The organism is Streptomyces sp. Ru72 (genome assembly GCF_002920635.1).
Classification (GTDB): domain Bacteria; phylum Actinomycetota; class Actinomycetes; order Streptomycetales; family Streptomycetaceae; genus Streptomyces.
In genome coordinates this window covers 1-24597 of sequence record NZ_PQSR01000004.1, presented here as the reverse complement: position 1 = coordinate 24597, position 24597 = coordinate 1, and the positions used below count along the sequence as shown (strand labels likewise).

The 24597-nt window shown below is 71.2% G+C and carries 23 protein-coding genes and 2 tRNA genes; 13 read left to right on the top strand and 12 right to left on the bottom strand.

The window, feature by feature from the left end:
- The first annotated feature begins 4 nt into the window (after positions 1 to 4).
- Complete coding sequence (locus C3488_RS42500) at positions 5 to 280, top strand: hypothetical protein (protein ID WP_258053273.1); 276 nt, start codon at positions 5 to 7, stop codon at positions 278 to 280.
- A gap of 47 nt (positions 281 to 327) precedes the next feature.
- On the opposite strand, the gene C3488_RS40355 is transcribed toward C3488_RS42500, so the two are convergent.
- Together C3488_RS40355 and C3488_RS03040 are read right to left on the bottom strand one after the other, a co-directional pair.
- Positions 328 to 393, bottom strand: a tRNA-Phe gene (locus tag C3488_RS40355).
- A gap of 320 nt (positions 394 to 713) precedes the next feature.
- On the bottom strand, positions 714 to 995 hold the full coding sequence (locus tag C3488_RS03040) for a hypothetical protein (RefSeq protein ID WP_103837725.1): 282 nt from the start codon (positions 993 to 995) through the stop codon (positions 714 to 716).
- A gap of 515 nt (positions 996 to 1510) precedes the next feature.
- On the opposite strand from C3488_RS03040, the gene C3488_RS03035 reads away from it, so the two are divergent.
- The gene (locus tag C3488_RS03035) at positions 1511 to 1990 is read left to right on the top strand and encodes a DUF5994 family protein (RefSeq protein WP_103837724.1); all 480 of its coding nucleotides are present in this window, start codon (positions 1511 to 1513) and stop codon (positions 1988 to 1990) included.
- Positions 1991 to 2044: 54 nt separating this feature from the next.
- Here C3488_RS03035 and C3488_RS03030 read toward each other — a convergent pair whose 3' ends face one another.
- The 3 genes from C3488_RS03030 to C3488_RS03020 all read right to left on the bottom strand — a co-directional run bounded on the left by C3488_RS03030 (position 2045) and on the right by C3488_RS03020 (position 5132).
- Positions 2045 to 3238: a PP2C family protein-serine/threonine phosphatase gene (locus tag C3488_RS03030; RefSeq protein WP_103837723.1), complete on the bottom strand. Its 1194-nt coding sequence runs from the start codon at positions 3236 to 3238 to the stop codon at positions 2045 to 2047.
- Positions 3239 to 3375: 137 nt separating this feature from the next.
- On the bottom strand, positions 3376 to 3888 hold the full coding sequence (locus C3488_RS03025) for a DUF5994 family protein (RefSeq protein WP_258053261.1): 513 nt from the start codon (positions 3886 to 3888) through the stop codon (positions 3376 to 3378).
- 254 nt (positions 3889 to 4142) lie between these two features.
- On the bottom strand, positions 4143 to 5132 hold the full coding sequence (locus C3488_RS03020) for an STAS domain-containing protein (RefSeq protein WP_103837722.1): 990 nt from the start codon (positions 5130 to 5132) through the stop codon (positions 4143 to 4145).
- A 388-nt stretch (positions 5133 to 5520) separates the two neighbouring features.
- On the opposite strand from C3488_RS03020, the gene C3488_RS03015 reads away from it, so the two are divergent.
- On the top strand, positions 5521 to 5826 hold the full coding sequence (locus tag C3488_RS03015; protein WP_103837721.1) for a hypothetical protein: 306 nt from the start codon (positions 5521 to 5523) through the stop codon (positions 5824 to 5826).
- Between the two features lie 112 nt (positions 5827 to 5938).
- On the top strand, positions 5939 to 6355 hold the full coding sequence (locus tag C3488_RS03010) for a DUF5994 family protein (RefSeq protein ID WP_103837720.1): 417 nt from the start codon (positions 5939 to 5941) through the stop codon (positions 6353 to 6355).
- A 278-nt stretch (positions 6356 to 6633) separates the two neighbouring features.
- Here C3488_RS03010 and C3488_RS03005 read toward each other — a convergent pair.
- Positions 6634 to 6706: transfer RNA gene (locus C3488_RS03005), tRNA-Arg, on the bottom strand.
- Between the two features lie 238 nt (positions 6707 to 6944).
- The gene (locus tag C3488_RS03000) at positions 6945 to 8801 is read right to left on the bottom strand and encodes an acyl-CoA dehydrogenase (RefSeq protein WP_258053260.1); all 1857 of its coding nucleotides are present in this window, start codon (positions 8799 to 8801) and stop codon (positions 6945 to 6947) included.
- 242 nt (positions 8802 to 9043) lie between these two features.
- On the opposite strand from C3488_RS03000, the gene C3488_RS02995 reads away from it, so the two are divergent.
- From C3488_RS02995 to C3488_RS02985, 3 genes are all read left to right on the top strand, one after another.
- Complete coding sequence (locus C3488_RS02995; protein ID WP_103837719.1) at positions 9044 to 9745, top strand: ScbR family autoregulator-binding transcription factor; 702 nt, start codon at positions 9044 to 9046, stop codon at positions 9743 to 9745.
- A gap of 67 nt (positions 9746 to 9812) precedes the next feature.
- Positions 9813 to 11042: a cytochrome P450 gene (locus C3488_RS02990; protein WP_103837718.1), complete on the top strand. Its 1230-nt coding sequence runs from the start codon at positions 9813 to 9815 to the stop codon at positions 11040 to 11042.
- Positions 11043 to 11209: 167 nt separating this feature from the next.
- A complete protein-coding gene (locus tag C3488_RS02985; protein ID WP_103837717.1) occupies positions 11210 to 11842 on the top strand; it encodes a ScbR family autoregulator-binding transcription factor in 633 nt (210 codons plus the stop codon).
- A gap of 127 nt (positions 11843 to 11969) precedes the next feature.
- Here the strand turns inward: C3488_RS02985 and C3488_RS02980 are convergent, their stop codons facing one another.
- Positions 11970 to 13634, bottom strand: a complete 1665-nt coding sequence (locus C3488_RS02980) for an IclR family transcriptional regulator C-terminal domain-containing protein (RefSeq protein WP_103837716.1) — start codon at positions 13632 to 13634, stop codon at positions 11970 to 11972.
- Positions 13635 to 13735: 101 nt separating this feature from the next.
- A complete protein-coding gene (locus C3488_RS02975; RefSeq protein ID WP_103837715.1) occupies positions 13736 to 15007 on the bottom strand; it encodes a M6 family metalloprotease domain-containing protein in 1272 nt (423 codons plus the stop codon).
- A gap of 309 nt (positions 15008 to 15316) precedes the next feature.
- Between C3488_RS02975 and C3488_RS02970 the strand changes: the two genes are divergently transcribed.
- Entirely contained in the window at positions 15317 to 15961 is a 645-nt protein-coding gene (locus C3488_RS02970) for a TetR/AcrR family transcriptional regulator (RefSeq protein WP_181138859.1), read from the top strand.
- 131 nt (positions 15962 to 16092) lie between these two features.
- Positions 16093 to 17619, top strand: a complete 1527-nt coding sequence (locus C3488_RS02965) for an MFS transporter (protein WP_103837713.1) — start codon at positions 16093 to 16095, stop codon at positions 17617 to 17619.
- 299 nt (positions 17620 to 17918) lie between these two features.
- Here the strand turns inward: C3488_RS02965 and C3488_RS02960 are convergent, their stop codons facing one another.
- Entirely contained in the window at positions 17919 to 18422 is a 504-nt protein-coding gene (locus tag C3488_RS02960; RefSeq protein ID WP_103837712.1) for a MarR family winged helix-turn-helix transcriptional regulator, read from the bottom strand.
- Positions 18423 to 18558: 136 nt separating this feature from the next.
- Between C3488_RS02960 and C3488_RS02955 the strand changes: the two genes are divergently transcribed.
- Positions 18559 to 19359 carry a dioxygenase gene (locus C3488_RS02955; RefSeq protein WP_103837711.1) on the top strand — a complete coding sequence of 267 codons (801 nt, stop codon included), beginning with the start codon at positions 18559 to 18561 and terminating at the stop codon, positions 19357 to 19359.
- Positions 19360 to 19372: 13 nt separating this feature from the next.
- Here the strand turns inward: C3488_RS02955 and C3488_RS02950 are convergent, their stop codons facing one another.
- Positions 19373 to 19912, bottom strand: a complete 540-nt coding sequence (locus C3488_RS02950) for a GNAT family N-acetyltransferase (protein WP_103837710.1) — start codon at positions 19910 to 19912, stop codon at positions 19373 to 19375.
- Positions 19913 to 20122: 210 nt separating this feature from the next.
- Here C3488_RS02950 and C3488_RS02945 point away from each other — a divergent pair, with 210 nt between their 5' ends.
- Positions 20123 to 21124, top strand: a complete 1002-nt coding sequence (locus tag C3488_RS02945) for an RNA polymerase sigma factor RpoD/SigA (RefSeq protein ID WP_103837709.1) — start codon at positions 20123 to 20125, stop codon at positions 21122 to 21124.
- Between the two features lie 356 nt (positions 21125 to 21480).
- Positions 21481 to 22080 carry a TetR/AcrR family transcriptional regulator gene (locus C3488_RS02940; protein WP_103837708.1) on the top strand — a complete coding sequence of 200 codons (600 nt, stop codon included), beginning with the start codon at positions 21481 to 21483 and terminating at the stop codon, positions 22078 to 22080.
- Between the two features lie 22 nt (positions 22081 to 22102).
- Here C3488_RS02940 and C3488_RS02935 read toward each other — a convergent pair whose 3' ends face one another.
- Entirely contained in the window at positions 22103 to 23065 is a 963-nt protein-coding gene (locus C3488_RS02935; RefSeq protein ID WP_103837707.1) for a YafY family protein, read from the bottom strand.
- A gap of 62 nt (positions 23066 to 23127) precedes the next feature.
- On the opposite strand from C3488_RS02935, the gene C3488_RS02930 reads away from it, so the two are divergent.
- On the top strand, positions 23128 to 24597 hold a 1470-nt coding region (locus C3488_RS02930), incomplete at its 3' end, for an MFS transporter (protein WP_103837706.1).

The window sequence follows — 24597 nt, the reverse complement described above, 5'->3', positions numbered from 1 at the left end:
GGAGATGCTCGGCCACTCCTCGATCACCGTCACGGCCGACACGTACACGAGCCTGCTCCCCGAGGCCGACCTGGCGATCGCCGAGGCCGCAGCCCGGCTCGTCCCGCGCGCCCGCGCCACCTCTGAGAACACCGCCCCCGAAGCGGAGCCAGAGCATCCCGGCCCGGAGTCCGTGCCGGATGATGCTGATCCGTCAGGAGAAATTCCGGAGATCGACTCTCCGTCCGCTCACACACCGCTCACGCAAACGGCCCCGGACGAGGACTCCGAGGCCGAATAGGAGCCCTCCCTGGGGGAGAAACCCCAGGTCAGAGCGGTAACGCGCTGTGCCCCCGGCAGGATTCGAACCTGCGACACCCGCTTTAGGAGTGGGATCGAATCCTTGCCGGGGGCTGCTCAACGCTGCTACGTAGTGCTGTTTGCCCTGGTCGGCAGCCATGCAGCTGCGTACTCGATCCCCCGTATGACGCCCTGTGCCGGGCAGTCCGCTCACGCATCGCGCACGCACGAAGCCCGCATCCTGAGGCAAGGGCGCGGCGCGCCTCCACTACCGCGATGAAGGTCACGTCCCCCGCGAAGAGCGCGACGGCCGGTGGCCAGCAGGCAGTCGGACGTGACCGCCGGCACCCGCGCAGCACGTCGTCCACCCCTCGCAGCGGCAGCGCCCGACCTCGTCCGCGACCTCCTGCGGTGGGGAGCGACCGGGCGCCGCGTCAGTCACCCTGAGTCGATGCAGCCGACTCTTCTTCCTCCTCCATGAAGCGGATGCCCTCATGGGTCAGCGAGGCGGTGGCGGGAGTCTTGTGCGATGTCCAGTCGACGGTGATCAGGCCCGCGTCGGCCAGGTAGGCGCAGGCTGCGGAGAGATCCGCGTCGGGAAGAGAGACCTCGTCACGGAGTGTCGCTCCGCTGACCTCGGGACGATTGCGTTCGACCGCCCCGTACAGGGCTCGGAGAATCGCCTGGCGGTAGGTCTTGCGTTCACGAAGTGTCATGGCTGTCACTCTCGGGCTCGTGGCCGACGGTGCGGGCACCGACGGGGGCGGCGGGCTTCGTAGCCGTGTGAGGCGCGCCTGCCGGTCGATGGTGAGACGGATGCGGGTCGCGCCTTCGCGGCCGGCGGGGTAGCTGCGCTGCTCGGTCGGGGTGAGCAGTGAGGCACCCACCTTCGGCGACGCCACGAACGGCCTTCGGAGGCGCCGCGACGAGGCGCATCTAGCCGTTGCCAGGCGAGGGCAGTGGTTCGTCATCCATGCGTACCTCCTACGGCGGTGGCGCTGAGGACATATGCGGCCACCGCTCAGAACCGTCCGGCGTCCGGGTGCCCGCCCCGCTTCCGCATACGCCCCTTTCCTGAAGCGTATGCCGCGACTGGGGTTCCGACCGTCGAAGCAGGCACCGCGGTCGGGCCGATCCCGGAGACTCCGAACCCGGGGCCACGCGGAGTAGCGTGGGAGAAGCGAGGCGAATCCCCGTGTTCGCACCGGTTCCCGAAGACGGGTGGTCCCATATGACCGGCTCCGACTCACCCCCTTCCCGGCACCTGCCGAGTGGCGTTCACGCGGTCGTGCGGCCGGGGTGCGCGCTGCTCCGGCTGGAGACGACGGAGTCGCGCGAAGGCGTCCTGGACGGTGCGTGGTGGCCGCGGTCGCGCGACATCGGTGCCGAGCTGCCCGCGCTGCTGAGCGCCCTCACCGAGCACCTCGGCCCCGTGTCACGTGTCGGGCTGGACACCGCGGCCTGGCAAGGGCTGCCGACGCGGATCGTCGTCGACGACCGGGTGGTGCACATCGACTCGTTCCCGGTGGGTGACGACACCGTCCTGATCACCCGGGGCGACCAGGACCTCTTTTCACTGATGGTGGTCCCGCCGAACACGACACCCGAGGCCGCCCAGGCCGCGATGGCCCAGGCGGTGCGGGCCGGCAACATCACCGCGGCGGAACAGATCCTCATCGACACCGGAAGCGGGCAGGTTCTGCCGGACTGATACGCCGCAACTTCGGCCGAGGCCGGCGAATGTTGGCGGACGACAACGATGAGGTCAGTCTCGCCACTCCACCATGAGCAGCGTCGCGTCATCCGTGGTGTGTCCGCCCCGCGCCCGCTTGAGCGTGTGGGACAGGGAGCGCGTCACCGCCCGGACCCCGCGGCCGGTTCTCTCCAGCTGGTTCACGCAGTTGATCAGCTGGTCCTCCCCGAACTCCTCCCTACTGGTCTTGTGCTCCTCGACCAGTCCGTCCGTGAAGCAGAGGACGCGGTCCCCGCGCTCCAGTCCCAGTTCGCTGATCCGTGGCTCCGGACCGCCCAGGCCGACAGGGAGGGTCGTCGGGGCAGCCAGGCGGCCCGCGACGCGGTGGTTGCGGACGAGGATCGGCGGCGGATGCCCTGCGTTGACCCACTGGACCCGTCCGGTCGTCGTGTCCAGCTGCATCATCTGCGCGGTGACGAAGTGCTCGGGACCGAACTGCTCCGCCACCGCCCGGTCCATGAAGTCGTAGATCTCCGACAGCCCGATGCCGGCGCGGCGGGCGTGGCGGTAGGCGCCTATGGCCACGGTGGCCATCGTGGCCGCGTCCAGGCCGTGCCCCATCGCGTCGATCATGACCACGTGGAGGATGTCCCCGTTGAGCGCGTAGTCGAAGCTGTCACCCGCCACGTCATAGGCGGGTTCCAGGATCCCGGCCACGGCGACCTTGGGCATGATCATCGCCAGCGGTGGCAGCAGGGACCACTGGATCTCCGCGGCGACGCTCATCGGCTCATCACGTCGGGCACGGAAGAACAGGTCGGAGTAGCCGTGCTTGGTCACCAGCAGGTCGGCCACCAGGCCGGAGATCCTGTGCAGCAGGCGGCGGTCGTGGTCGTCGACGCTGTTCAGCGTCACCGCCATGACCCCCACCTGGTCACCGCCGTCCAGCAGCGGCAGGTGGACCCGTACACCGTCGTCGTCGGACACCTCGACGGAGACCGCGTCGAGGAAGCAGCGTCCCGCGTCGGAGTCGTCGATCAGCTGGGGCTCCCCGCCCGCGAGGCCCTCGCCGGGCAGGGGTACGAGCATCAGCTGGCCGTAGTCCTGCAGCAGCACCTGCGGACGGCGGCCCTCCAATCGCTCCACCACGTCGGCGACCAAGGACCCGATGAGGTGGGGAGGAAGCTCGTGCGCGCGGTCGAGAACCGCTCCCAGCAGCGCTTCCCCGAAGCTCTCGGAGTGGTCCGCACGTCGTCCGGGCATCATCCGCTCACCCGCCATGATCCGCGCGCATCGGTAGCGGCGGTGCGGGACGGCGAAGAGATCGCTCGTGCCATGACTCCACCGGGGAATTCGACGACCGGACCGGCCGGCCGGTCACCTGGGACCGACCGCGTGGGCCCTCACCTGAGTCCGGGGCCTCCTTCCGACGCCCATGTGGCTTCTGCGTCGAGGCCGCTCTCGGCGAGTGCCAGGATGCGCGGAGCCGACAGCGTGTTTTCGGGGTCGGCGGCGGCGGTCAGCAGCCGGGTGGCTGCTCCGGCCGGCTCGTCGGGTGGGGCGACCAGCAGTTCCCAGCGCCCCGTGGTGCTGCAGTCCAGGGTGAGGGCATGCGCTTCGGCGGCCGGGTCGCTCCGGACCACCTCGATCACGTGACCGGGCGCCATCACCTTCTGCGGGGCATCGGGCCAGGACGCGGGGTCCACGGTGACCCGGGTGACGGTGCCGACGGCCGGGTCCAATGAGGCGACCAGCGCGGGCAACTCCAGTTCCAGCGCGTCGCAGCGCGGCCACCACGCTCCGTCCAGCGGACCGTGGCTGACGCCCGGCGTGAGACTGAGACGGGGCAAGGGCATCCGGTAGGTGTGCGCGTCACCTGGTTGTGCGCCTTCGGCGGGCTTTGTGATGGCGTCCATCGTGCGATCCCGTCCCGGGCGGCTTTCGGCTGCCTGCGTTCGTCACTCGCCGGGAACGGCCTCGCCGTGGTCGTGCGGCCGAAAAGCTCTCGGTAACTGCCAGGGTACCCCCGGCCATGGCGGACGGCGCGGGGCGCAACCGGCGTATTACGGAGGGCGCATTCGTACCGCAGACGAGAGGCGGCGGTACCACCGCGGCTGGTACGGCCGAGAAGGGTACAGCCCACCGGCTCATCGCGACCACAGCAGTGTGATCACCGGCCTGCCGGTGAGGGGCTTTCCAGGGGAAGGGTCAGCACGCAGGGGGCGACAGGGCCGGGCAGCCCGACGACCTGTCCCATGTTCTGCCAGCCCCAGGACTCGAATACGGCATGTCCGGCCTGGTCGGCCGGATGGAGCAGGGTGACTCCCAGGGCGGTGTCCTGGTCGGTGAGCAGGCGCTGTTGCAGTCGGCGGGCGATGTGGCGGCGCTGAGCGTGCGGATGGGCGACGACCTGTGTGAGGATGACGAACCGTGCGCAGGTGGTGAGCCGCTGGATGCTCTCCTGCAGCAATCGGTCGAACCCTCGCCGGCCGGAGCCGTCCGGGCCCAGCGGGAAGCCGTAGGCACAACCGACCAGCACCGTCGTCTCGGCGACCAGTAGCTCGAAGCCGGGGCGCCGGGCACTGACGGCCAGGTGGCGCAGGAACCCTCCCCGGCCGTGGAACAACGCGCTGGGAGTGTTCGCGACGGACGCCATGGCCAGGTCCGCGATGTCCTCCTCCACTCCCTCGGCCTGCCAACGGGTCAGCCGACGCAGGCGGATTCCGTCCTTGAGGACCGGTGCGCGAGCGGTGTCCTCAGGCGTCCGCGTCCCGTCGGCCGACGGACCTGAGGAGGCCGTTTCCAAGAGGCCGCGGGGCAGCGCGGGCGGCACGGGATCCGTGGGGGCCGCGAGGAGCAAGGGGGTGGAGCCGGTGACGGTGAGGAGGCGGGTGATCTGCGGACACGGGTGGTGCAACCGCAGGGAAGTGTGCACCCGGCCGGCGCGCCGTGACATCGACAGGAAGACGTCCAAGCCCCTGGCGTCGCAGGAGCCGACCGTGGTCAGGTCGACGTCGATGACGGTGACGCCGTCGCGCAGACACTGTTCCAGCGCGGCCCGCAGCAGCGGGGCCGTGGCCGGTCCGATCTCACCGGCGAGCGTGACGAGTGCCCCCTCCCCTCGGTTCCGCCGGTGGATGTCCAGCCGGGAGAGCACCATCACGCCTCCCCTCGGCAGAAGCGCGGGCCGGTACGGGGACGCGGCTCCCGGGCGGCCAGTACGACCTTGCGTGGAGTTGCTTCGACTGCGGCGGACATGATGCCGACCCGTCTCCGCGCCGACCGCTGAGGTGGCTCGGGATTCCTCACTCGCCGAGGACGACCCGGCGCGGCGGCCGGAGTGGTGATGCCCTCGGTATCTCAACCGTACGCCGCCCGCGACCGGAAGCGCGCTGCGCCGGGGTTGCCAGGAGTACCAGGAGTACGGTGGGGAGTGTCGAGGGTATTTCGTACACCGGTGACAGGACTGGTCTCGTCCTCGGCGCGCGGCAGGGTAGGGCCGCGTGACACGACACGAGCCGTTGCACGGCCCGGGGCAGGTGCCGACCATGACCACCGAATCCCTGCAGTCGCCCTCACCCTTGACTGAAAACTTTCCGGACGACGTTCCCGCCGAGGGCACGGTCGAGGTGCGCCTCGTCTCCATGGATGCCGAAGCGGCCCGGCACGTCGCGGACGTTCTCCGGCTGCTGTTCGCCGGGGACGAGCAGCGCAGCTATCCGGCGTTCGCGTCGGGGAGAGGGACGCGTCTGCATCTCACGCTCGATCCCGCGCGGGGCGCCGGCCCCCTCCGCTCCTGGCTGGACGCCAGCAGACCGCCCGTCGACCGGACACATCCGGGCGAGACCGCGTGACGCGTGCGCCTGCCTGCGTCGGGCTCCGGCTGGCGCTCGGCGGAGCGGCCACCGCCCGCCGAATCCCAGACCGAGGCGGGTCTCCCGTCCGCACCAGCCCCCAGGAGCCCTCATGACGACCTCCTCTGCGCTTCCCCCGTCTTCCGCCCGGCTGCGGCTGGGAGCGGAGCCTCGCCAGGGCGGCTCGGCTCGGCGTATCGACGGGGCCTGGTGGCCGAGGTCGTACGACCTGACTGCCGAACTGCCCGGACTGCTCGCCGGGTTGCCGCACCGCTGGGGACACATCAGCAGTGTCCTCGTGAACGGGACGATGTGGTCGCTGCCCGGGGAAGGGATGCTCGTCGCGGACCAGATGGTGCACCTGCGCCGGACGGACTCGCCACGAGCCGAACACACCGTCTGCCTGCTCGCCCCGGGACACGGCCGCTGGGACCTGCTCGTCGTGCCACCGGCCGCAACGGAGGCGGAAGCCGAGCGGCTCATGGACACGGCCACAGCAGACGACCCGCTCGATGGGCCCACTGCCTGACCTGACCCCGAAGCGTCGCAGGCTTCGGCGCTCCAGGCCCCGGAGAGTGGGCAGCCCGGGCAGCGCTGCGCGTGCACGGATGATGCGAGCCCGCGTATGGCGCGCGGGGAGACGCGCCAGCCCTCGTAAGTAGGTATGCGTGACGCAGCCGGATGCACTAGCCGTACGGGTGAAGATCACCGGGGCATGTGGACTCTATGTGGACTGCGATCATGAAAACGGCCCCCCGTTCGAACAGAACGGGGGGCCGACAACTCTCTGACCTGCTGCTAAGCCAGTGCCCCCGGCAGGATTCGAACCTGCGACACCCGCTTTAGGAGAGCGGTGCTCTATCCCCTGAGCTACGAAGGCAAGGCCGAAGCGTGAGAACGCGTGTCGACCGCTCACAGCCTAGCGGATGCGCTCCCTCGTGGTCGTCCCCGTTCCCTTGCAGTCGTGTCCTCGAGGAGCTGCGCCCCGCCCAGGGGCCCGTCCTCCTGGGGTGACTCAAGAGCGGTGTGTAGCCGCACGCTGTCTGAGGGTAATCGGACGGTTGCCCATGGTCATGAGTCGGCCGTCAGAAGGTGAGCTTCGGCTCGATCGGCCGAAGCTACTCGGACGGCTGCAGCGGCTCGACCGTCCCCCCGCGCGCGATCGGTATTCGCGACAGCATCTCGGGCGGGAAGTCGAACGCGTCGGCCAAAGTCGTCATCTGGGGTGCCAGCTCGGTGATGAGCGCGTCCCGTGCCTTCGGCAGCGCTCGTACGTGGTCCGGCGACAGGTGGCCCTCCGCGAGCAGGTCTCCCGTGTGGGGGCGCAGGTGGCGGAGCAGGAACAGGCGGCACAGGTTGCGCAGCAGCCGGCGGGTCCTCGGGTCCGTCGGCCGTTCGCAGGCCGTGGCGAACGCGTTCGCCGCCTGCAGCCGGGCGTGGGCCGAGACCATCTCCAGGGCGGCTTCCGAGGTGGCGTTCCAGCGGCCGACCGGGTCGCCGGACGGGCCCTCGCGCAGGGCTGCGCGAGCCCGTTGCTGCCAGATGGCCTCGATCCGGGCGAGCAGGCCCCGTAGGAAGACGAGGTCTGTCAGGTCCGCGTCGGCCGGTGGTGCCTGCGGGGGCCTGGCATCGTGGCCGAAGATCATCTCGGAGGCGGCCTTCAGCCAGATCACCAGGTTGTCGCCCTCGGCGGTGATGCCGCCCTCGATGTTGCCGGGCAGTTCGGAGATGCCGTTGGCGGGGAACAGGCCCTGCGCCCCGCACCGCTCGCGGCACTCGAGGGTGATCGTGCGTGCCTGCCAGGTGATCCAGCCCTTGGCGATCGCCGCGAGTCGCTCGACCTCCTCGCGGTCCTCCTCGGTGTGTGCGGCGAACCGGTCCACCGCGGTGCGGTGCAGGAACGTCATCGCGTACGCGGTCGCCAGGCCGTCGAGCAGCCGACTGTGATGGCTCCGGTGGGCGGCGACCGGTATGCGCTCGCCGGCCCTGGGGCCGGCGATCAGTCGGCTGTGGGCGTGGCGGACGGCGATGGCGAGCGCGGCGCGGGCCATGCCCAGGGTGCCGGCGCTCATGCAGAGCTTGCCCATGGTGACGCGGTTGATGGAGCGCAGGAGCCGCTTGCGCTTGTTGCCGAGGTTGCTGGTCAGCGTGCCGTCCGGGGCGAGGCGGCCGTGGTCGGCCTCCAGGAGCGCCTCGCGCGGGAGCCACACGTGGTCGAAGGACGTGAGGGCGTGGTCGACCGGGGTGCCGGTGCGCTCCGGCAGCCGGCGGACCGTCACCCCCGGCAGGTGCCCGGTCTCGTCGCTGAGCGGGGTGAGGAAGAGGAACACCCCCCGGTCCTCGCCGTCCACGAGGAGCCGGGCGGCGACGACCGCCGTCTTGGGGCCGCCCGTCAGGGTCGTGTTGGGCATGAACTTCTGCGCGCCGGGAGTCGGCGTGTGCAGGTGGAAGCCGCCGTTCGTGCGGTCGAAGACGGCGACGGTCTCCATCGCGGCCACGTCGTTGCCGTGCTCCAGCTCGGTACACAGAAACGTTCCTGTGTTGCGGAGCGAGCTGAACGCGGACAGGTCGCGGTCCCCGTGGTCGTGGTCGACGAGGCTGCCGAGGAAGAGGTTGTAGTGGATGCTCGCGAGGGTGGTCAGCCCGCCGTCCACTGGTCCGATCCACTCGTGCAGCGCGGCCAGCCGGTGCGGGTCCGCCGCGAACCGCAGCGGATCGTCGAGGGTGTCGTTGAGGAGGCGCAGACGGTCGTAGGAGAGGGCGGTCCGCTCGGCGGCGGACAGGCCGGGCCGGTACGCGAACGCCCGGCCGGAGATCGCCGTGCGCCAGACGCCGTGCGTACGCTCACGGCGAGCGCCCTCGAAGAGAAGGCCGGCAAGATCGCCGGTCGCCGGGTGTGCCTGGGCCCCGGCTTCCGTTCCTGACGGTGTTTCCGTCCTTGATGTCCCTAATGCCTCGGACGTCATGACAGTCATGGGGCTTTCCCCTGGTGTGGGTGCCTGGTGGGGGTCTGGGCTCGAGTCAGGCGCTGAGCCCGACTGAAGATACGTACCAACCGGTTTTCTTTTCAAGCCCCTCGAGGGTCTCAGTAGGCGCGCTACGGCCTCATTCGACCCCTTTTTCCTCCCCAGTGTCCGTTTGTCGGAGCGGTGCAATCAGGGTTGTCAAACCGTTTGGCTGGTTTTATTGTCCGGTGCGACGGGAGAGGGGACTGCTTGTGGCGCGGCAGGAGCGGGCCATTCGGACGCGGCGGGCGATCCTGGTCGCCGCGGCGCAGGTGTTCGACGAGGTGGGGTACGAGGCGGCGACGATCTCCGACGTACTGAACAGGTCGGGGGTCACCAAGGGCGCCCTGTACTTCCACTTCACCAGCAAGGAGGAGCTGGCCCAGGCGGTGCTGGCCGAGCAGGTCTCCTCGCTGCCGCGCGTCCCGGAACAGGAGCTGAAGCTGCAGGAGTCGCTGGACGAGGCGCTTCTGCTGTCGTACCTGCTCCGTGGCGACACCGGTGATCCGATCGTCCAGGGAAGCGTGCGCCTGACCGTGGACCAGGGGTCGCCCAAGGACCACCTCAACCGCCGGGTGCCGATGCAGGAGTGGACCGAGCACACGCAGGCGCTCTTCGCGGAGGCCAAACAGAGGGGCGAACTCCTCCCGCATGTCGACGTCGCCGCGCTCGCCAAGCTGTTCGTCGGCGCGTTCACCGGGGTCCAGGTCCTGTCGCGGATCATGACCGGGCGGGTGGACCTGGCCGAGCGGGTGGCCGATCTCTACCGGTTCCTGATGCCGTCCGTGGCCGTGCCGGGGATCCTCGTCCGCCTGGACTTCTCTCCGGAGCGGGGGCCGAAGGTGTTCGAAGCCGCGATGAGACGCCGTGCGGAAGAACGCGAACAGGAACGCGCAGAGGAAGAACGCGGGTGATGCCTGCGCCGGCGCACCGCGTCGAAAGCCGAAGGGCCGACCGACCGATCGAACGGAGTGCACCCCCATGGACATGACCGCGTGCCCGTACGCCCTTGACGTGACCGGACGTGACCTGGCGGGCGAGACCGCGCGGTTACGGTCGCAGGGACCCGCCGTCGAGGTGGAACTGCCGGGCGGGGTGCGCGCCTGGGCCGTCGTACGGCAGAAGTACGTCAAGCGGCTCCTGACGGATCCCCGGGTCTCGAAGGACGCCCGCCGGCACTGGCCCGACTTCGTCGCCGGCCGCATAGGTGAGGACTGGCCGCTGTACCCGTGGGTGGCGAACGAGAACATGCTCTTCGCCTACGGTGACAGCCATGCCCGGCTGCGCCGGCTGGTCGCCGCCGCCTTCACCGTCCGCCGTACCGAGGCGTTGCGGCCCCGCGTCGAGCAGCTCACCGGAGAACTGCTCGACGAGCTGGAGGCGCTGCCGGACGGCGAAGTGGTCGACCTGCGGGACCGGTTCGCCAAGGTGCTGCCGATGCGAGTGATCTGCGAGCTGTTCGGTGTCACCGAGGAGGCGCGCGAACCGCTCTGCGCCGACCTGGAGTTGGTGTTCGGCACGGCCGTGCCCGGGGCCGAGATGGCCGCGGCGCAGGTACGGGTGTTCGGGATGCTCGGCGAGCTGGTCGCGGGGAAGCGGGCCAGGCCCGGCGACGATCTGACGACCGCGCTCATCGAGGTCCGTGACGGCGACGACGGCCGGCTGACCGAGCAGGAACTCCTCGGCACGCTCTACCTGATGATCGCCGCTGGCCAGGAGACGACCTGCACGCTCATCACGAACGCCGTCGGCGCGCTGTGCGCCCACCCGGACCAGCGGGCGCACGTCCTTCAGGGCCGCGCGGACTGGGCCGACGTGGTGGCCGAGACGCTGCGCACGCACGCCCCCGCCGCGTACTCGCCGATGCGGTTCGCCGTCGAGGACATCGAGCTCGACGGGGTGCTCATCAGAAAGGGCGATCCGATCCTGGTCTCCTTCGCGGGTGCGGCCTCGGATCCCGAGGCGTACGGGGACGACGTGGGCGTCTTCGACGTGCTGCGGCCCGGCCGGAGGGACGACCTGGCCTTCGGGCACGGTGTCCACCGCTGCCTGGGGGCACCCCTGGCCCGGTTGGAGGCGACGTCCGCGCTGGCGGCGCTCTTCGCCCGCTTCCCTGACCTGGAGGCGACGATTCCGCTCGACGGCATCGAACCGGTGCGGTCCTTCATCGTCCATGGATACGGGGCTCTGCCCGTCGTGCTCCGCCCCTGACCGAGAGAGCCGGCCAGACGTCGGGCCGGGCGGGCCCGCCGGGTCTGTCCGAGCCCGCCGGGTCGTCCGAGCGCGCTGAGCAGGTCAGCCCGGAAGCCGAGCAGGCTTCAGAAACCGCACGGACGGTTTGTTATCCTGAGGGTACCCGCGCAGTAACGGAGCGTCTGATGGCCAAGCAGGAACGTGCTGTCCGCACGCGCAACGCCCTGATCGAGTCCGCCGCCGAACTGTTCGGCCGAGACGGCTACGAGGTCGTCTCGCTGGCGGCGATCAGCGCCAGGGCCGGGGTCAGCAACGGCGCGCTGCACTTCCACTTCCCCAGCAAGGCCGACCTCGCCGCGGCGGTGCGGGGCGCGGCGGCCGAGCGGTTCGACCGGATCGTCTCCGCCGAGCGACCGCCGCCCCAGCTCGGCGGCTCGCTGCAGGCGCTGGTCGACACCAGCCACGCTCTGCTGCTGAACCTGCGTGAGGACCGCGTGCTGCGCGCCGGTTTCTGCCTCGACGGCGTCGCGGAGGACGCCGGTCGCGGTGTGAGCCTCCACGAGCGGTGGCACGCCTGGGTGGAGGACAGCGTCGCCCGGTGCGCGCGGGACGGGCTGCTCTCCGACGTCGCCCCTCGGGACCTCGTGGCCACGGTGGTCGGCGCGACGGTCGGTTTCGCCGAGCTGGGCGGGCACGACGTGCGCTGGCTGTCGCGGATCACGCTGACCCGCTTCTGGTCGCTGCTCCTGCCGCGCATCGCCACGGCGCCGACGCAGCGCAGGGTGGTGGCCACGGGGAGACAGGCGGAGCTCGTCTGATCGGCTCTCCCTTCCGCCGCGTGGTTGCGAGGGCGCGAGGGCGCGAGCACAAAGGCGCGAGGGCACGAGGGCGCGAGCACAAAGGCGCGACGGCACGAGGGCGCGAGCGTCGCCGGCCGTCACCCCGTCAGGTTCTCGGCACCTTCCGGAACCGCCCCGCGACCCGCAGGTCCGCCTCGATCCGCGCCGCCGTCGCGTGCAGCTGCGGCAGGATGTCCGTCACGCACTCCTCGGGCGTACGGCGGCTGCTGTGCATGGCCACGTTGACCGCCGCCACCACCCGGCCGCCGTGGTCCCGCACCGGGACCGCGATCGACCGCAGCCCCTCCTCCAGTTCCCCGTCGACCAGGGCGTATCCGTCGCGCCGTACGCGCTCCAGCACGTCCCTCAGCTCGGCCGGGTCCGTGACCGTCAGCCGCGTCAGCGGGGCCGGCTCGGGCAGCGGCGGCTTCGGCAGGTCCGCCAGCATCACCCGGCCCAGCGAGGTCGCGTAGGCCGGCAGCCGGGCGCCGACCGTGATGTTGACGCTCATGATGCGGCTCGGGGCCACCCGGGCCGTGTACTGGATGTCGTCGCCGGTCAGCACCGCCAGCGACGTCGACTCGTGCACCCGGTCGGACAGGGAGGTCAGATGCGGGATCGCGATGTCCGACAGGGTCGTCCGCGACAGCGGTGGGAAGCCGAGGCCCAGCACACGCGGGGTGAGCCGGAAGAAGCGGCCGCGCACGGTGACGTAGCCCAGGTGCTCCAACGTGATGAGCGCCCGCCGTGCCGTGGCCCGTGCCAGCCCCGTCGCCTCGGCCACCTCCGTCAGCGTCAGCTCCGAGCGGCCCTCCCCGAACGACGTGATCACCGTCAGCCCGCGGGCCAGCGACTCCACGAACTCCCGCCCCAGCTCCTGCTTCGACGCCCCCGTCCAGGCCGCGAGCCCGGACGGCGCCGTGGGCACGGCGGGCGGCGCCTCGCGCAGCTCCCGCTCCATGGCCGCGACCGCCGTGCGCAGCCGGGGCAGCAGGGCCCGGCGTAGATCGTCCGCCGTGTGCCGGCTGGTGTGGCTCACCACGCTGACCACGCAGGCGATCCGCCCGTCCTCCTCCCGCACGGGCAGGGACAGCGCCACCAGACCCGGCTCGATCAACTGGTCGTCCAGCGCCCATCCCTGTGCCCGCGCCTGGACGGTGCGTTCCTGGAAGTCGTCGCCCACCGAGCGGTCGGAGCCGTCGAGCGGCCGGCTGCGCGCCGGCACCGCCGGGAAACGGCGGTCCTCGGGGTCCGTCGCCCGCCGGGCGTGCCACCGCGCCCAGTCCTCCTCGTCCCACTCGGTCGCGAACAGCGGACCCGGAGCGGTGCGTTCCGCGGGAAGCAGATCGCCGATGCGGAAGCTCAGCGACATCGCGCGGCGCCGGGTCGCCTGGTGGATGAAGCGGATGCCGTCCAGGTCGGCGACCGCGAGCGACACCGACTCGTCCAGCTCGTCGGCGAGCGCGTCCGCGTGCGCGTCCAGCAGCGTCGGCAGCCGCAGCGCCGCGAGGTAGGCGTTGCCCAGCTCCATCAGCCGCGGCGCGAGCACGACGTCCCTGCCGTCCAGCCGGACGTACTCCATACGGGCGAGGGTCGCCGTGATCCTGTCGACCGTGGAGCGGGCGAGCCCGCTGGCCCGCTCCAGGGCGCTGAGGCTGCAGCTGCCGTCGGCGTCGGTGAGTCGCCGCAGCACGTTGAGGCCGCGCATGAGGGGGGCGACGGCTTCGGCGGGGGCGCTGCTGTCCGGGGCCGGGATGACGTTCGGGGGCATGTGGTCACGGTAATGCGGGGCCGGCCGCCTGCGGCGTGTTCACATACGGCGCAGGGCGCCCCGACCCCCGTATGCCCTCGGTGGGACACCTCCGGGGTGCGTCAGCGCCGTGTCACCCGGACCCGGTAGTCGCCGGAGGGGTCCTTCGCCTCGACGGTGATGACGATCCCCGCCTTGGGGTCCACGAAGCTCTGCCCGGGCACGAACGGCGCGTCGGACAGCTCGGCCTGCACGTTCGGACTGCGGGTGCAGCCGCCGCTGTCGCGGGTGGCGTCGTAGACCTGGATGGGGCCGTTGCCGGTGTCGACGTCCGCGTCGACGCGGTAGACGAGGATGCCGGGCCGGCAGACCGCCGCGTCGTTGCCCTCGCGGGTGCGCAGCTCCACGCCGTAGCCGGTCCTGGAGTCGAGGGGCACGAAGACCAGTTTGCGGCCGCCGGCGCGGGCCAGCGGGGTCAGCGTGTACTGCCCGGAGCCGCGCGCGGTCACACAGGCGATCTGGGAGTCGTCGAGCCAGCCGAGCTTCCACTTGTGCCAGGCGAGCATGTCGTTGTCGGCGCCCCAGTCCTCGCTCATGATGTCCCAGTGCCCGACGGCGGCGCCGCCCTCAGGGGTGTAGAGGTCGGGCAGGCCGAAGATGTGGCCGTTCTCGTGGGGCAGGACCCGGAAGCCGGTCTGCGGGTAGGAGCCGGAGCCGTCGTCCTGGCGGCTGTAGATGAAGGACGCGTTGGAGACGGGGACGCCGTCGGCGACCGGAGCCTCGGCGTTGCCGGCGAAGGTCACCGACAGGACGGTGTCCAGGGCGGAGGGGCCGGCGTTCGGGGTGACGAGTACGTTCACCAGGTCGTAGTGGCGGAAGTCGACCTCGGGGTCGGCGGTGGTCACGATGTCCTGCACCAGTTCGCGGTAGCCGGGGTCGAAGGGGGCGCCGCGCTGTATGCCGTACGCCGCGAACGGCTTGGGCATGCGCAGCCAGTGGCGTATCGGGGCCTCGGTGCGGTAGTCGAGGCGGCCGTAGGAACTGGTGGTGAACCACTGACGGGTCTGCGGGACGAACTCCGCCAGCCGGTCGAGCGCGCTGCCCTGTCCGGGCGCGTCGGAGAAGTCGATCATCAGGTTCAGGGCGTGCACGGTGCCGGTGGAGCGGGCGTAGCCGGAGGGGGTGGGGATGCTCTCCGGCATCAGCACGCGGTGGTGACCGTGGAGCATGCAGGGGCGCAGCGTCGAGGAGCGGGCCGGGGCTATGGGGCCCGCCGCGGAGCCCGCCGTCAGATGCCCCGTGCCGGCGGAGGTGGAGACCGCCAGCGTCAGGACGGTGACGGAGGCGAGCGAGGCGGCGCGGCGCGGGCGTATCCGGCGGCGGGACGGCTGCATGCGGTGACCCTTCGCTCCACGGCAGCCGCGCCTCACCGGCTGCACCCTTGCGATCACCCTGTGCCGGGGGGTACGGGGACGCGCGCTGGGAAAGGCCGAACGAGGGGTTGGGGGGCGGGGGAGGGGTGACGGTCGGCGCTGGGAGGTGTGAGGTCACGCCACGTCGTCGCACTGTGACTCAGATCACATGAAATGGGTCGGCGTTGGCGAAATAACCGGGGACCGATTCCCCGTTTAGTGCTGTGTCCGAGCGAAACGGGGACTCGATCCCCGGATCGCGATCACCCAGCCCCTCACCAGGAGTACGCCGTGCAGACCGCCACCCCCGTGCAGCGACGGGCGTCCCGGCCCCGGGCCGATGCCCTGCGCAACCGGGAGCGGATCGTCACCGCCGCCCGGGAGATGTTCGTCGAGTTCGGCCCGGACGTGCCGTTCGACGAGATCGCCCGCCGGGCCGGCGTCGGCAACGCCACGGTGTACCGCAACTTCCCCGACCGCGACGCACTCGTCCGCGAGGTCGTCTGCTCGGTCATGGACCGTACCTCCGAGGTCGCCGAACAGGCGCTGGCCGAGGAGGCCGACCCGTTCGAGGCGCTGGAGCGCTTCACGCACGCCGCCGCCGACGAGCGGGTCAGCGCGCTGTGCCCGATGCTCTCCGACACGTTCGACAAGCACCACCCGGACCTGGAAGCCGCCCGGCGGCGCGTCGAGCGACTCATCGAGGAGCTCATGGACCGCGCCAAGGCGGCCGGCACCCTCCGCCCCGACGTGGGCGTCGGTGACCTGATGGTCGCCGTGGCCCAGCTCAGCCGGCCCCCGGCCGGTACCGCGTGTTTCAGTGCCGACCGTTTCGTCCACCGCCATCTTCAGCTGTTCCTGGACGGTCTGCGGGCTCCGGCCCGCTCCACGCTGCCGGGCACGGCCGTGACCGTGGAGGAGCTGCGCCAGTCCTGAGCGATCCGTAGCGATTAGTTCCGCGCTCCACCCAAGTCATCCCTCACAGCAGAGCTTCCGGCCGTCAGCGACGACGTGCCGTCACCAACCGTCACCTTTTTCCTCTACGACGTCCCGGAGTGGGTACCCCCATGTCTCAAACAGCCTCAACGGCCCCAGGCGTCCCCGACGCCAACCGCTGGAGGGCGCTCGTCTTCATCGCGCTCGCCCAGCTGATGGTCGTCCTCGACGCCACCATCGTGAACATCGCCCTCCCGTCCGCCCAGCAGGACCTCGGGATATCCGACGGCAACCGGCAGTGGGTCGTCACCGCCTACGCCCTCGCCTTCGGCGGTCTGCTCCTCTTCGGCGGCCGGATCGCCGACCTGTGGGGCCGCAAGCGGGCCTTCGTCATAGGCCTGACCGGGTTCGCCGCCGCCTCCGCGCTCGGCGGCGCGGCGACCACGGGCGCGATGATGTTCGGCGCCCGCGCCCTCCAGGGCGTCTTCGGCGCCATGCTCGCCCCGGCCGCGCTCTCGCTGCTCGCCGTGATGTTCACGGACGCCAAGGAGCGCGCCAAGGCGTTCGGCATCTACGGCGCGATCGCCGGTGGCGGCGGCGCCGTCGGCTTCATCCTCGGCGGTGTGCTGACCGAGTACCTGGACTGGCGCTGGACGTTCTTCGTCAACATCCCGTTCGCCGTGGTCGCCGCGCTGGGCGCGTACTTCGTCATCCGTGAGCCGGAGGGCGGCCGCAACCGCTCCCCGCTCGACATCCCCGGCGTCGTCCTGTCCACCCTGGGTCTGGTTTCGCTGGTCTACGGCTTCACCCGCGCCGAGTCCGACGGCTGGGGCGACTCGACGACCGTCTCCCTGTTCGTCGCGTCGGCCGTCTTCCTGCTGGCTTTCGTCATCACCGAGGCCAGGGTGAAGGCCCCGCTGCTGCCCCTGCGCGTGGTCACCGACCGCAACCGCGGCGGCATCTACCTCTCCCTCGGCATCGCCATCATCGCGATGTTCGGCACGTTCCTCTTCCTGACCTACTACCTGCAGGTCATCAAGGGCTACTCGCCGATCAAGACGGGCTTCGCCTTCCTGCCGATGATCGCGGGCATGATGGTCGGCTCGACCCAGATCGGCACGCGCCTGATGACCCGTGTCCCGGCCCGGCTGCTGATGGGCCCCGGGTTCCTGGTCGCCGCGTCCGGCATGCTGCTGCTGACGCAGCTGGAGATCGGCTCGTCGTACGCCTCGACCGTCCTGCCGTCGATGCTGCTGCTCGGCCTCGGCATGGGTACGGCGTTCATGCCGGCCATGTCCCTGGCCACCTTGGGCGTCGAGCCCCGGGACGCCGGTGTGGCCTCCGCGATGGTCAACACCTCGCAGCAGGTGGGCGGCGCGATCGGCACCGCCCTGCTGAACACGATCGCCGCCTCCGCGACGACCTCGTACATCAAGGACCACATCGCCACCGCGACCTCCAAGCCGCAGCAGCAGCTGGTCCAGATGCAGGGCATGGTGCACGGCTACACCAACGCGATCTGGTTCGCCGTCGGCATGCTGGTGCTCGCCGCCGTCATCGTCGTCACCTTCGTCAACGCCGGCCGCCCGGGCTCCGGTCCGGTGGCCTCCGGCGAGGGCGCCGAGGACGAGGTGGCCGTCCCGGTGGTCGCCCACTGAGACGCCTCCGCAGGGGTACCCGTAGAGAACAGAGCCCGTACGTACGGACGAGGAAGGGGACGTCTCGGCCGTACGTCTGACGGGGTCCGCCCCGGCTCCGCCGATCCGGTGGGGCCGGGGCGGACCCGTGTCCGGGGCGGGCCGGGGGGGCCATGGTCCCGTGCGGGCCGAGCGGATCGGTGCCCCGTGCGGGCCGGTGTCGGCCCGGGTCGGGTGCGGGCCGGTGTCCGGTGCGGGCCGAGCGGATCGGTGCCCCGTGCGGGCGGAGCGGACCCGTCTGCGGGCGTCCGCCCGGCGGCTCAGCGGAGCCAGGGCAGGTCCGCGCCCGCGTCCTTGGGCTGCAGTCCCTCCGCGACGATCGACATGATGTCGCCGAGGGACTTCTGCTGCTCGGGGGTGAGCCGGTCGAACAGGGCCTGGCGCACGGCCGCCACATGACCGGGCGCGGTGCGCGCCAGCACCTCGTACCCCTCGTCCGTGAGGACCGCGAGCTGCCCCCGCTTGTCGGAGGGACACTCCTCGCGCCGCACCCAGCCGCTCTTCTCCAGGCGCGCGACGGCGTGCGAGAGCCGGGAGCGCGTGATCTTCGCCCGCATGGCCAGCTCGGTCATCCGCAGGCGCCGCCGCGGCGCGTCGGCGAGCTGGACGAGCAGTCCGTAGTAGACGTGCGGCATGCCCGCGTCGCGCTGCAACTGGCGGTCGAGATGGTCCTCGAGAAGGGTGACGGCGTGCATGTACGCACGCCAGATGCGCTGCTCCTCGTCGGTGAGCCAGCGGGTGTCCTCAGCGGGTGCCGTCTTCATGACTCCACTGTACGAGGCGCCTTCTTGAAACTTAAACAAGTGAGGCGTAACCTCATCGGTGAGACAGCTTGATGTTTCAAGCAAATCAATCTTCAGGGGCACGCCGCACCGTTGCCGCACGAAGGGAGCCGCCGCCATGTCCGCCGCCGTCGAGGAGCGCACCGCGCCCCAGCGCATGCCCGCCCTCTATCTGAGCCACGGTGCGCCCCCGCTGGCCGACGACCCGATCTGGCCCGGCCAGCTCGCCGCCTGGTCCGCCGGCCTGCCGCGCCCCAAGGCGATCCTGATGGTCTCCGCCCACTGGGAGGAGGCCCCGCTCGCCCTCGGCGCGACGCGCACCGTCCCGCTGGTCTACGACTTCTGGGGCTTCCCCGAGCACTACTACCAGGTGCGGTACGAGGCCCCGGGCGCCCCGCAGCTCGCCGACGCCGTCCGCAAGCTGCTGCGCGCCCCCGGCATCCCCGTCCAGGACATCCCGGACCGCGGCCTGGACCACGGCGCGTACGTCCCGCTGGTCGAGATGTTCCCCGAGGCCGACATCCCGGTCCTGCAGATCTCCATGCCGACACTGGACCCGGTGAAGCTGATGGAGATCGGCCGCAAGCTGGCCCCGCTGCGCGACGAGGGTGTCCTGATCGTCGGCTCCGGCTTCTTCACCCACAACCTGGCCGCCCTGCGGCACGGGGGAGTGCCCACCTGGTCCTCGGAGTTCGACGACTGGGGCCGCCGCGCCCTGGAGACGCGCGACTGGGACGCCCTGCTGGACTTCCTGAACAAGGCCCCTGCCGGCCGGTACGCCCACCCGCGCACCGAGCACTTCGCTCCGCTGTTCGTGACGATGGGCGCGGCGGAGGCCGGTGGTGAGCTCGACGCCCAGAAGTCCGTGATCGACGGCTTCTGGATGGGAATGGCGAAGCGGTCGGTGCAGTTCGGATGACGGTGGCCGAAGGCTACGCGTCGGGACGGAGGCCCTGCTGGAGGTCCTTCTCGTACCAGGCCACGTCCCAGTACCGCCCGAACTTGCGGCCCACCTCCCGGTAGGTGCCGACGTGGCGGAAACCGAAGCGTTCGTGCAGGCGCACGGACGCTTCGTTGGGCTGGGCGATGCCCGCGTACGCACGGTGCAGGTCCTCGCCCGCCAGGGCCTCGAAGAGGGCCCTGTAGAGGTGTCCGCCGACGCCGCGGCCGGTCGCGTGCGGGGCGAGGTAGACCGTGACCTCGACCGAGGTCGCGTACGCCGGCTTCGGGCGGAAGGCGCTGGATGTGGCGTACCCCAGGATCTCCTGTGACTCGGCGTCCGCGGCAACCATCAGCCGGTGCGGCCCGTCTTCAGGGTGGGAGAGCAGCCAGGGGCGGCGGTCCTCGGCAGTGAAGGCCGTGGTGTCGAATGTGATCGGCGTCTCACGCACATAGTGGTTGTAGATGTCCGTGAGCGCCTGAAGGTCGCTCTCGGCTCCCGGCCTGACCTGCACGTGCCTACGCTCTGCCATCGCTCCGCCTCCCAGTGTGGCGGGACAGGGTACTGCATGATCAGAAAAAATGAGGGGCGGGTTGGGAATTCTGTCCGGATTCCAGTCGTTGTTTCCTTCGGATGCCGGGCACCCGGAAGGGTGGCCGAATCGTTACCAGACCATCCGCTAGCCCTCCCCCCACTCTCGGCTTCGCTCGAGCGGGGGGACCCCCAACGCAAGGGAGCACGCATGGCAACCCGTGCCGTCGCCCGTCGCCAGGCCGCCGAGGGCGAAACCATCGACGCCGCGGCAAGCAGTGTTCGCGCCCAGGGCGGAGACATCGCCGACCGCGACCTGGTCGGCATGTACCTGGACGAGATCGCGCGTACGCCCCTCCTCGACGCCGCCAAGGAGGTCGAGCTCTCACAGATCATCGAGGCGGGCGTGTTCGCACGGCAGATCCTCGACGGTGAGGAGGAGGCCAAGGCGGATGCCACCCGTGAGGAGCTCGAGGCCCTGGTCGCCGAGGGGGAGCGGGCCAAGGACATCTTCATCCGCTCCAACCTCCGACTGGTCGTCGCCGTCGCGCGCCGCTATCCGCGCAGCGGCCTGCCGCTGCTGGACCTGATCCAGGAGGGGAACGCGGGTCTCGTGCGCGCCGTCGAGAAGTTCGACTACCGCAAGGGCTTCAAGTTCTCCACCTACGCCACCTGGTGGATCCGCCAGGCGATCACGCGGTCGATAGCCGACCAGTCGCGCACCATCCGGCTGCCCGTCCACCTGGTCGAGGAGCTGGGCCGCATCCGCCGCGTCCAGCGCGAGTTCAACCGCGAGAACGGCCGGGACCCCGAGCCCAGCGAGATCGCGGCCGAGCTGGACTCGTCGGCGGAGCGCATCAGCGACGTCCTCGACTGGGCGCGTGACCCCGTCTCGCTGAACATGTCGGTGGACGACGAGGGCGAGACCCAGTTCGGCGACCTGCTCGAGGACACCTCCGCCGTGTCGCCGGAGCAGTCGGTGCTCACCCTGCTGCGCAGCGAGGAGCTGGACGACCTGATCGGCCGGCTCGACGACCGCACGGCCTCGATCATCAAGATGCGGTACGGCATCGAGGACGGCCGGGAGCGCACGCTGACGGAGGTCGGCAAGGAGCACGGCCTGACGCGTGAGCGCATCCGCCAGATCGAGAAGCACGCCCTGCTCGAGCTGAAGAAGCTGGCCCGCCAGACCGGCTTCGACGCGGCGGCCTGACGGGCGGTCTGGTTGCCCCGCATCGAACGCGCGGGTCCGGGGCACAAGACCTCCGGGTCCCGCGACCGCACGGTTGGTACATCCCCCAGAGCCGAGTCCCGACGCACTCCCCCCGGCGCCGGGACTCTCCCCGGGCCGGTCCCCGGCGCCACTCCCCCCTGGCGCCGGGGACCGGCTCTTTCGTATGTCCGGCCACGGATGTCCGGCCACGGCAGGGGCACGTCGACGGGTCGCCCCGGACCTGAACCCCGGGGCGGCCCGGATGGCAGATTGTGCCACAGCGGCATAACCTGCCGTTCGTGAGCAGTACCGCACGTGGCACGTCCCTGACCGAACGGCGCAAGGCGGCGACCCGTATGGAGATCGCCCGGGCCGCCGCGGGGCTGTTCATGGCGAACGGCCTGCGTGCCACGCGCGCCGAGGACATCGCCCGCGCCGCCGGGATCGCCCCGCGCACCTTCTACCGCTACTTCGCGACCAAGGAGGAAGCGCTCGCGCCGCTCCTCACCGCGGGCGCCCACCGTTGGACCGACGCCGTCCGCGACGCCCCCGCCGGCCTCACCGTGGCCGAGGCGCTGCGCGACGCGGTGCGGCACACCCTCACCCCGGGCACCGGTGTGTCCGCCACGTCCCTGGAGTGGGTCCGTACCCTGCTGCGCCTCACCGAGTCCCATCCCGCGCTCAGCAAGGTATGGGCGGAGATCTGTCAGGCGGCCGAGCGGAAGCTGGCGGAGGTGCTCGCGGCACGGGCGGGCGACGGGACGCCGGGCCAGGTCACCCCGTCCCTCCGGTTCGCCGCCGCCGTCGCCAGTGCCGCCGTCCGCGTGGCGGTGGAGAGCTGGGCCGCGGGCGACGCACCGGCCGGCGGCCCGGGCGGGCCCGCCGCACTCGCCGTACGCAACCTGGACGCGCTGCGGGACTTCCCGTGGACCGCGGCTGACCCCGACTCCCCGTGAGGAGTGCGGCTCAGCCGCGGCCTCACCCGGCCGCCCGGCTCATCCGTGCCCCCAGGTCCCGTACGGAGGCGACGAGGTCGGCCGGGCTGTGCACCGTGAACTCGCAGTCCACCAGCGCGAGGCGTACTGCCAGCCACTCCACCGAGTCGCTGGCCACACCCCGCAGCCGGCAACTGCGCTCGCCGAGCGGCTCGGGGGTGCCGACCCACCGGGGGATGCGCGCCGCGACGAAGTCCGCGGGGGCGGCGAAGGTCGCCTCGAACTCGTAGGTCTCCTGCCGCCGGTACACCGACTGCCGCAGATACTCCGCCGCACTCCCCGTCGGCAGCTCGCGCGGCGGGAACCGAGCACCGGTCGCGAACGGCTCGGCGACCCGGTCCACCCGGAACGTCCGCCAGTCCTCGCGCTCGAGGTCGTAGGCGACCAGATACCAGCGGCGCCCCGTCGACACCAGCCGGTACGGCTCTGCCAGGCGCCGCGACGGTGTGCCGTCCCCGGAGCGGTAGGCGAACCGCAGCCGCTCCCGGCCCGCGATCGCCGAGGCCATGACGGTCAGCGTCTCCGGCGCGATGCTCGCCCCGTCGCCGCTGGCCAGTGCGGTGGTGGCGGCCTGGAGCGTGGTGACGCGGTGGCGCAGCCGGCTCGGCAGCACCTGCTCCAGCTTGGCCAGGGCCCGTACCGAGGCCTCCTCCACGCCCTCCACCGCGTGCCCGGCGCCCGCCCGAAGCCCGACGGCGATCGCCACGGCCTCCTCGTCGTCCAGTACCAGCGGCGGCATCGCCTTCCCGGCGACCAGCCGGTAACCGCCGTCGGCGCCCTTGCTGGCCTCCACGGGGTAGCCCAGCTCGCGCAGCCGGTCGATGTCCCGCCGCACGGTGCGCCGGGACACCCCGAGCCGCTGGGCGAGCTCGCCGCCGGGCCACTCGCGCGGTGTCTGCAGGAGGGAGAGCAACTGGAGGAGCCGGGCCGGAGTGTCGGTCGTCATGTGTCGAGGATGCCGGAGAGTTAGGACCGGATCTGACCTAACGCACTCCTAACTTCGGGGGCATGACCTCCACCGAGACACTCAGCAGCACCGCGGCCGGCGCGGGTGACCGCCGGCGCTGGTTCGCGCTCGCGATCGTGATGACCGCGGCCTTCATGGACCTCGTCGACGTCACGATCGTCAACATCGCGATCCCGTCGATCCAGCGGGACGCGGGCGCCTCGTTCAGCCAGATCCAGTGGATCACCGCCGGTTACGCCCTCGCCTTCGCCGCTGGACTCATCACCGGCGGCCGACTCGGCGACATCCACGGCCGCAGGCGCCTCTTCCTGATCGGCATCGGCGGCTTCACGCTCGCCTCGGCGCTGTGCGGCTTCGCCGCGAACCCGGAGATGCTCGTCGCCTCCCGGATCCTGCAGGGCGCGATGGCCGCGATGATGGTGCCGCAGGTGCTGTCCATCGTGCACGCCACCTTCCCGGCGCACGAGCGGGGCAAGGTCTTCGGCCTGTTCGGCGCGATCGTCGGGCTGGGGGCCGTCTCCGGGCCGCTCCTCGGCGCGCTGCTCACCGAGTGGAACCTGTTCGGGCTTCAGTGGCGGCCCATCTTCCTGATCAACCTGCCGGTGGGCGTCGCCGCGTACGTCCTCGGCCGGCGCTTCATCACCGAGTCGAAGGCTCCGAGGGCCCTGCGCCTCGACCTCGTCGGCGTCGCCCTGGTCACGCTCGGTCTGCTGATGCTGCTCTACCCGCTCACCCGTGGCCGGGAACTGGGCTGGCCGCTGTGGGGGTACGCGTCGATGACGGGCGCGCTCGTCGTCTTCGGGGCGCTGGTGGCGTACGAGAAGCGCAAGACCGCCCGCGACGGTTCCCCGCTGGTCGAGCTGTCCCTGTTCCGGGTGAAGAGCTTCGCGGCGGGCATCGCGGTGCAGACCGTGTTCGGCGTCGGCCTCGGTGTCTTCTTCCTGGTCTGGACGCTGTACATGCAGGTCGGCCTGGGCTGGAGCGCGCTCCGGGCCGGACTGACGGGCGTGCCGTTCTCGATCGCGGTCTCCACCGCGGCCGGGATGTCGGTGCAGAAGCTGGTCCCGCGCTTCGGCCGCAAGGTCCTGCAGTCGGGCGCGCTGGTGATGGCGGCGGGCGTGCTCCTCTACATGGCGGAGGCCCACCGGTACGGCCAGTCGATCGCCTCCTGGCAGATGGCGCTGCCGCTGGTGGTCATGGGCGTGGGCATGGGGCTGATCGTCGCCCCGCTGACGGACGCGATCCTGTCCGAGGTGCCGCGCGAGCACTCCGGATCGGCGTCCGGTCTGATCAACACGGTGCAGCAGATGGGCAACGCGCTCGGCCTCGGGCTCGTGTCGGTGGTCTTCTTCGGCGAGATCGACGACCGGCTGGCCCCCGCGCAGGTGGGCCCGGCCTTCGTGCGCGCCTTCCAGCACGCGCTCGGCTGGGTCGCGGCGGTGATGCTCGTGATCTTCCTGCTGATGTTCGCGCTGCCCGAGCGACCGGCGCAGCATGTCGAGGGCGGTGCC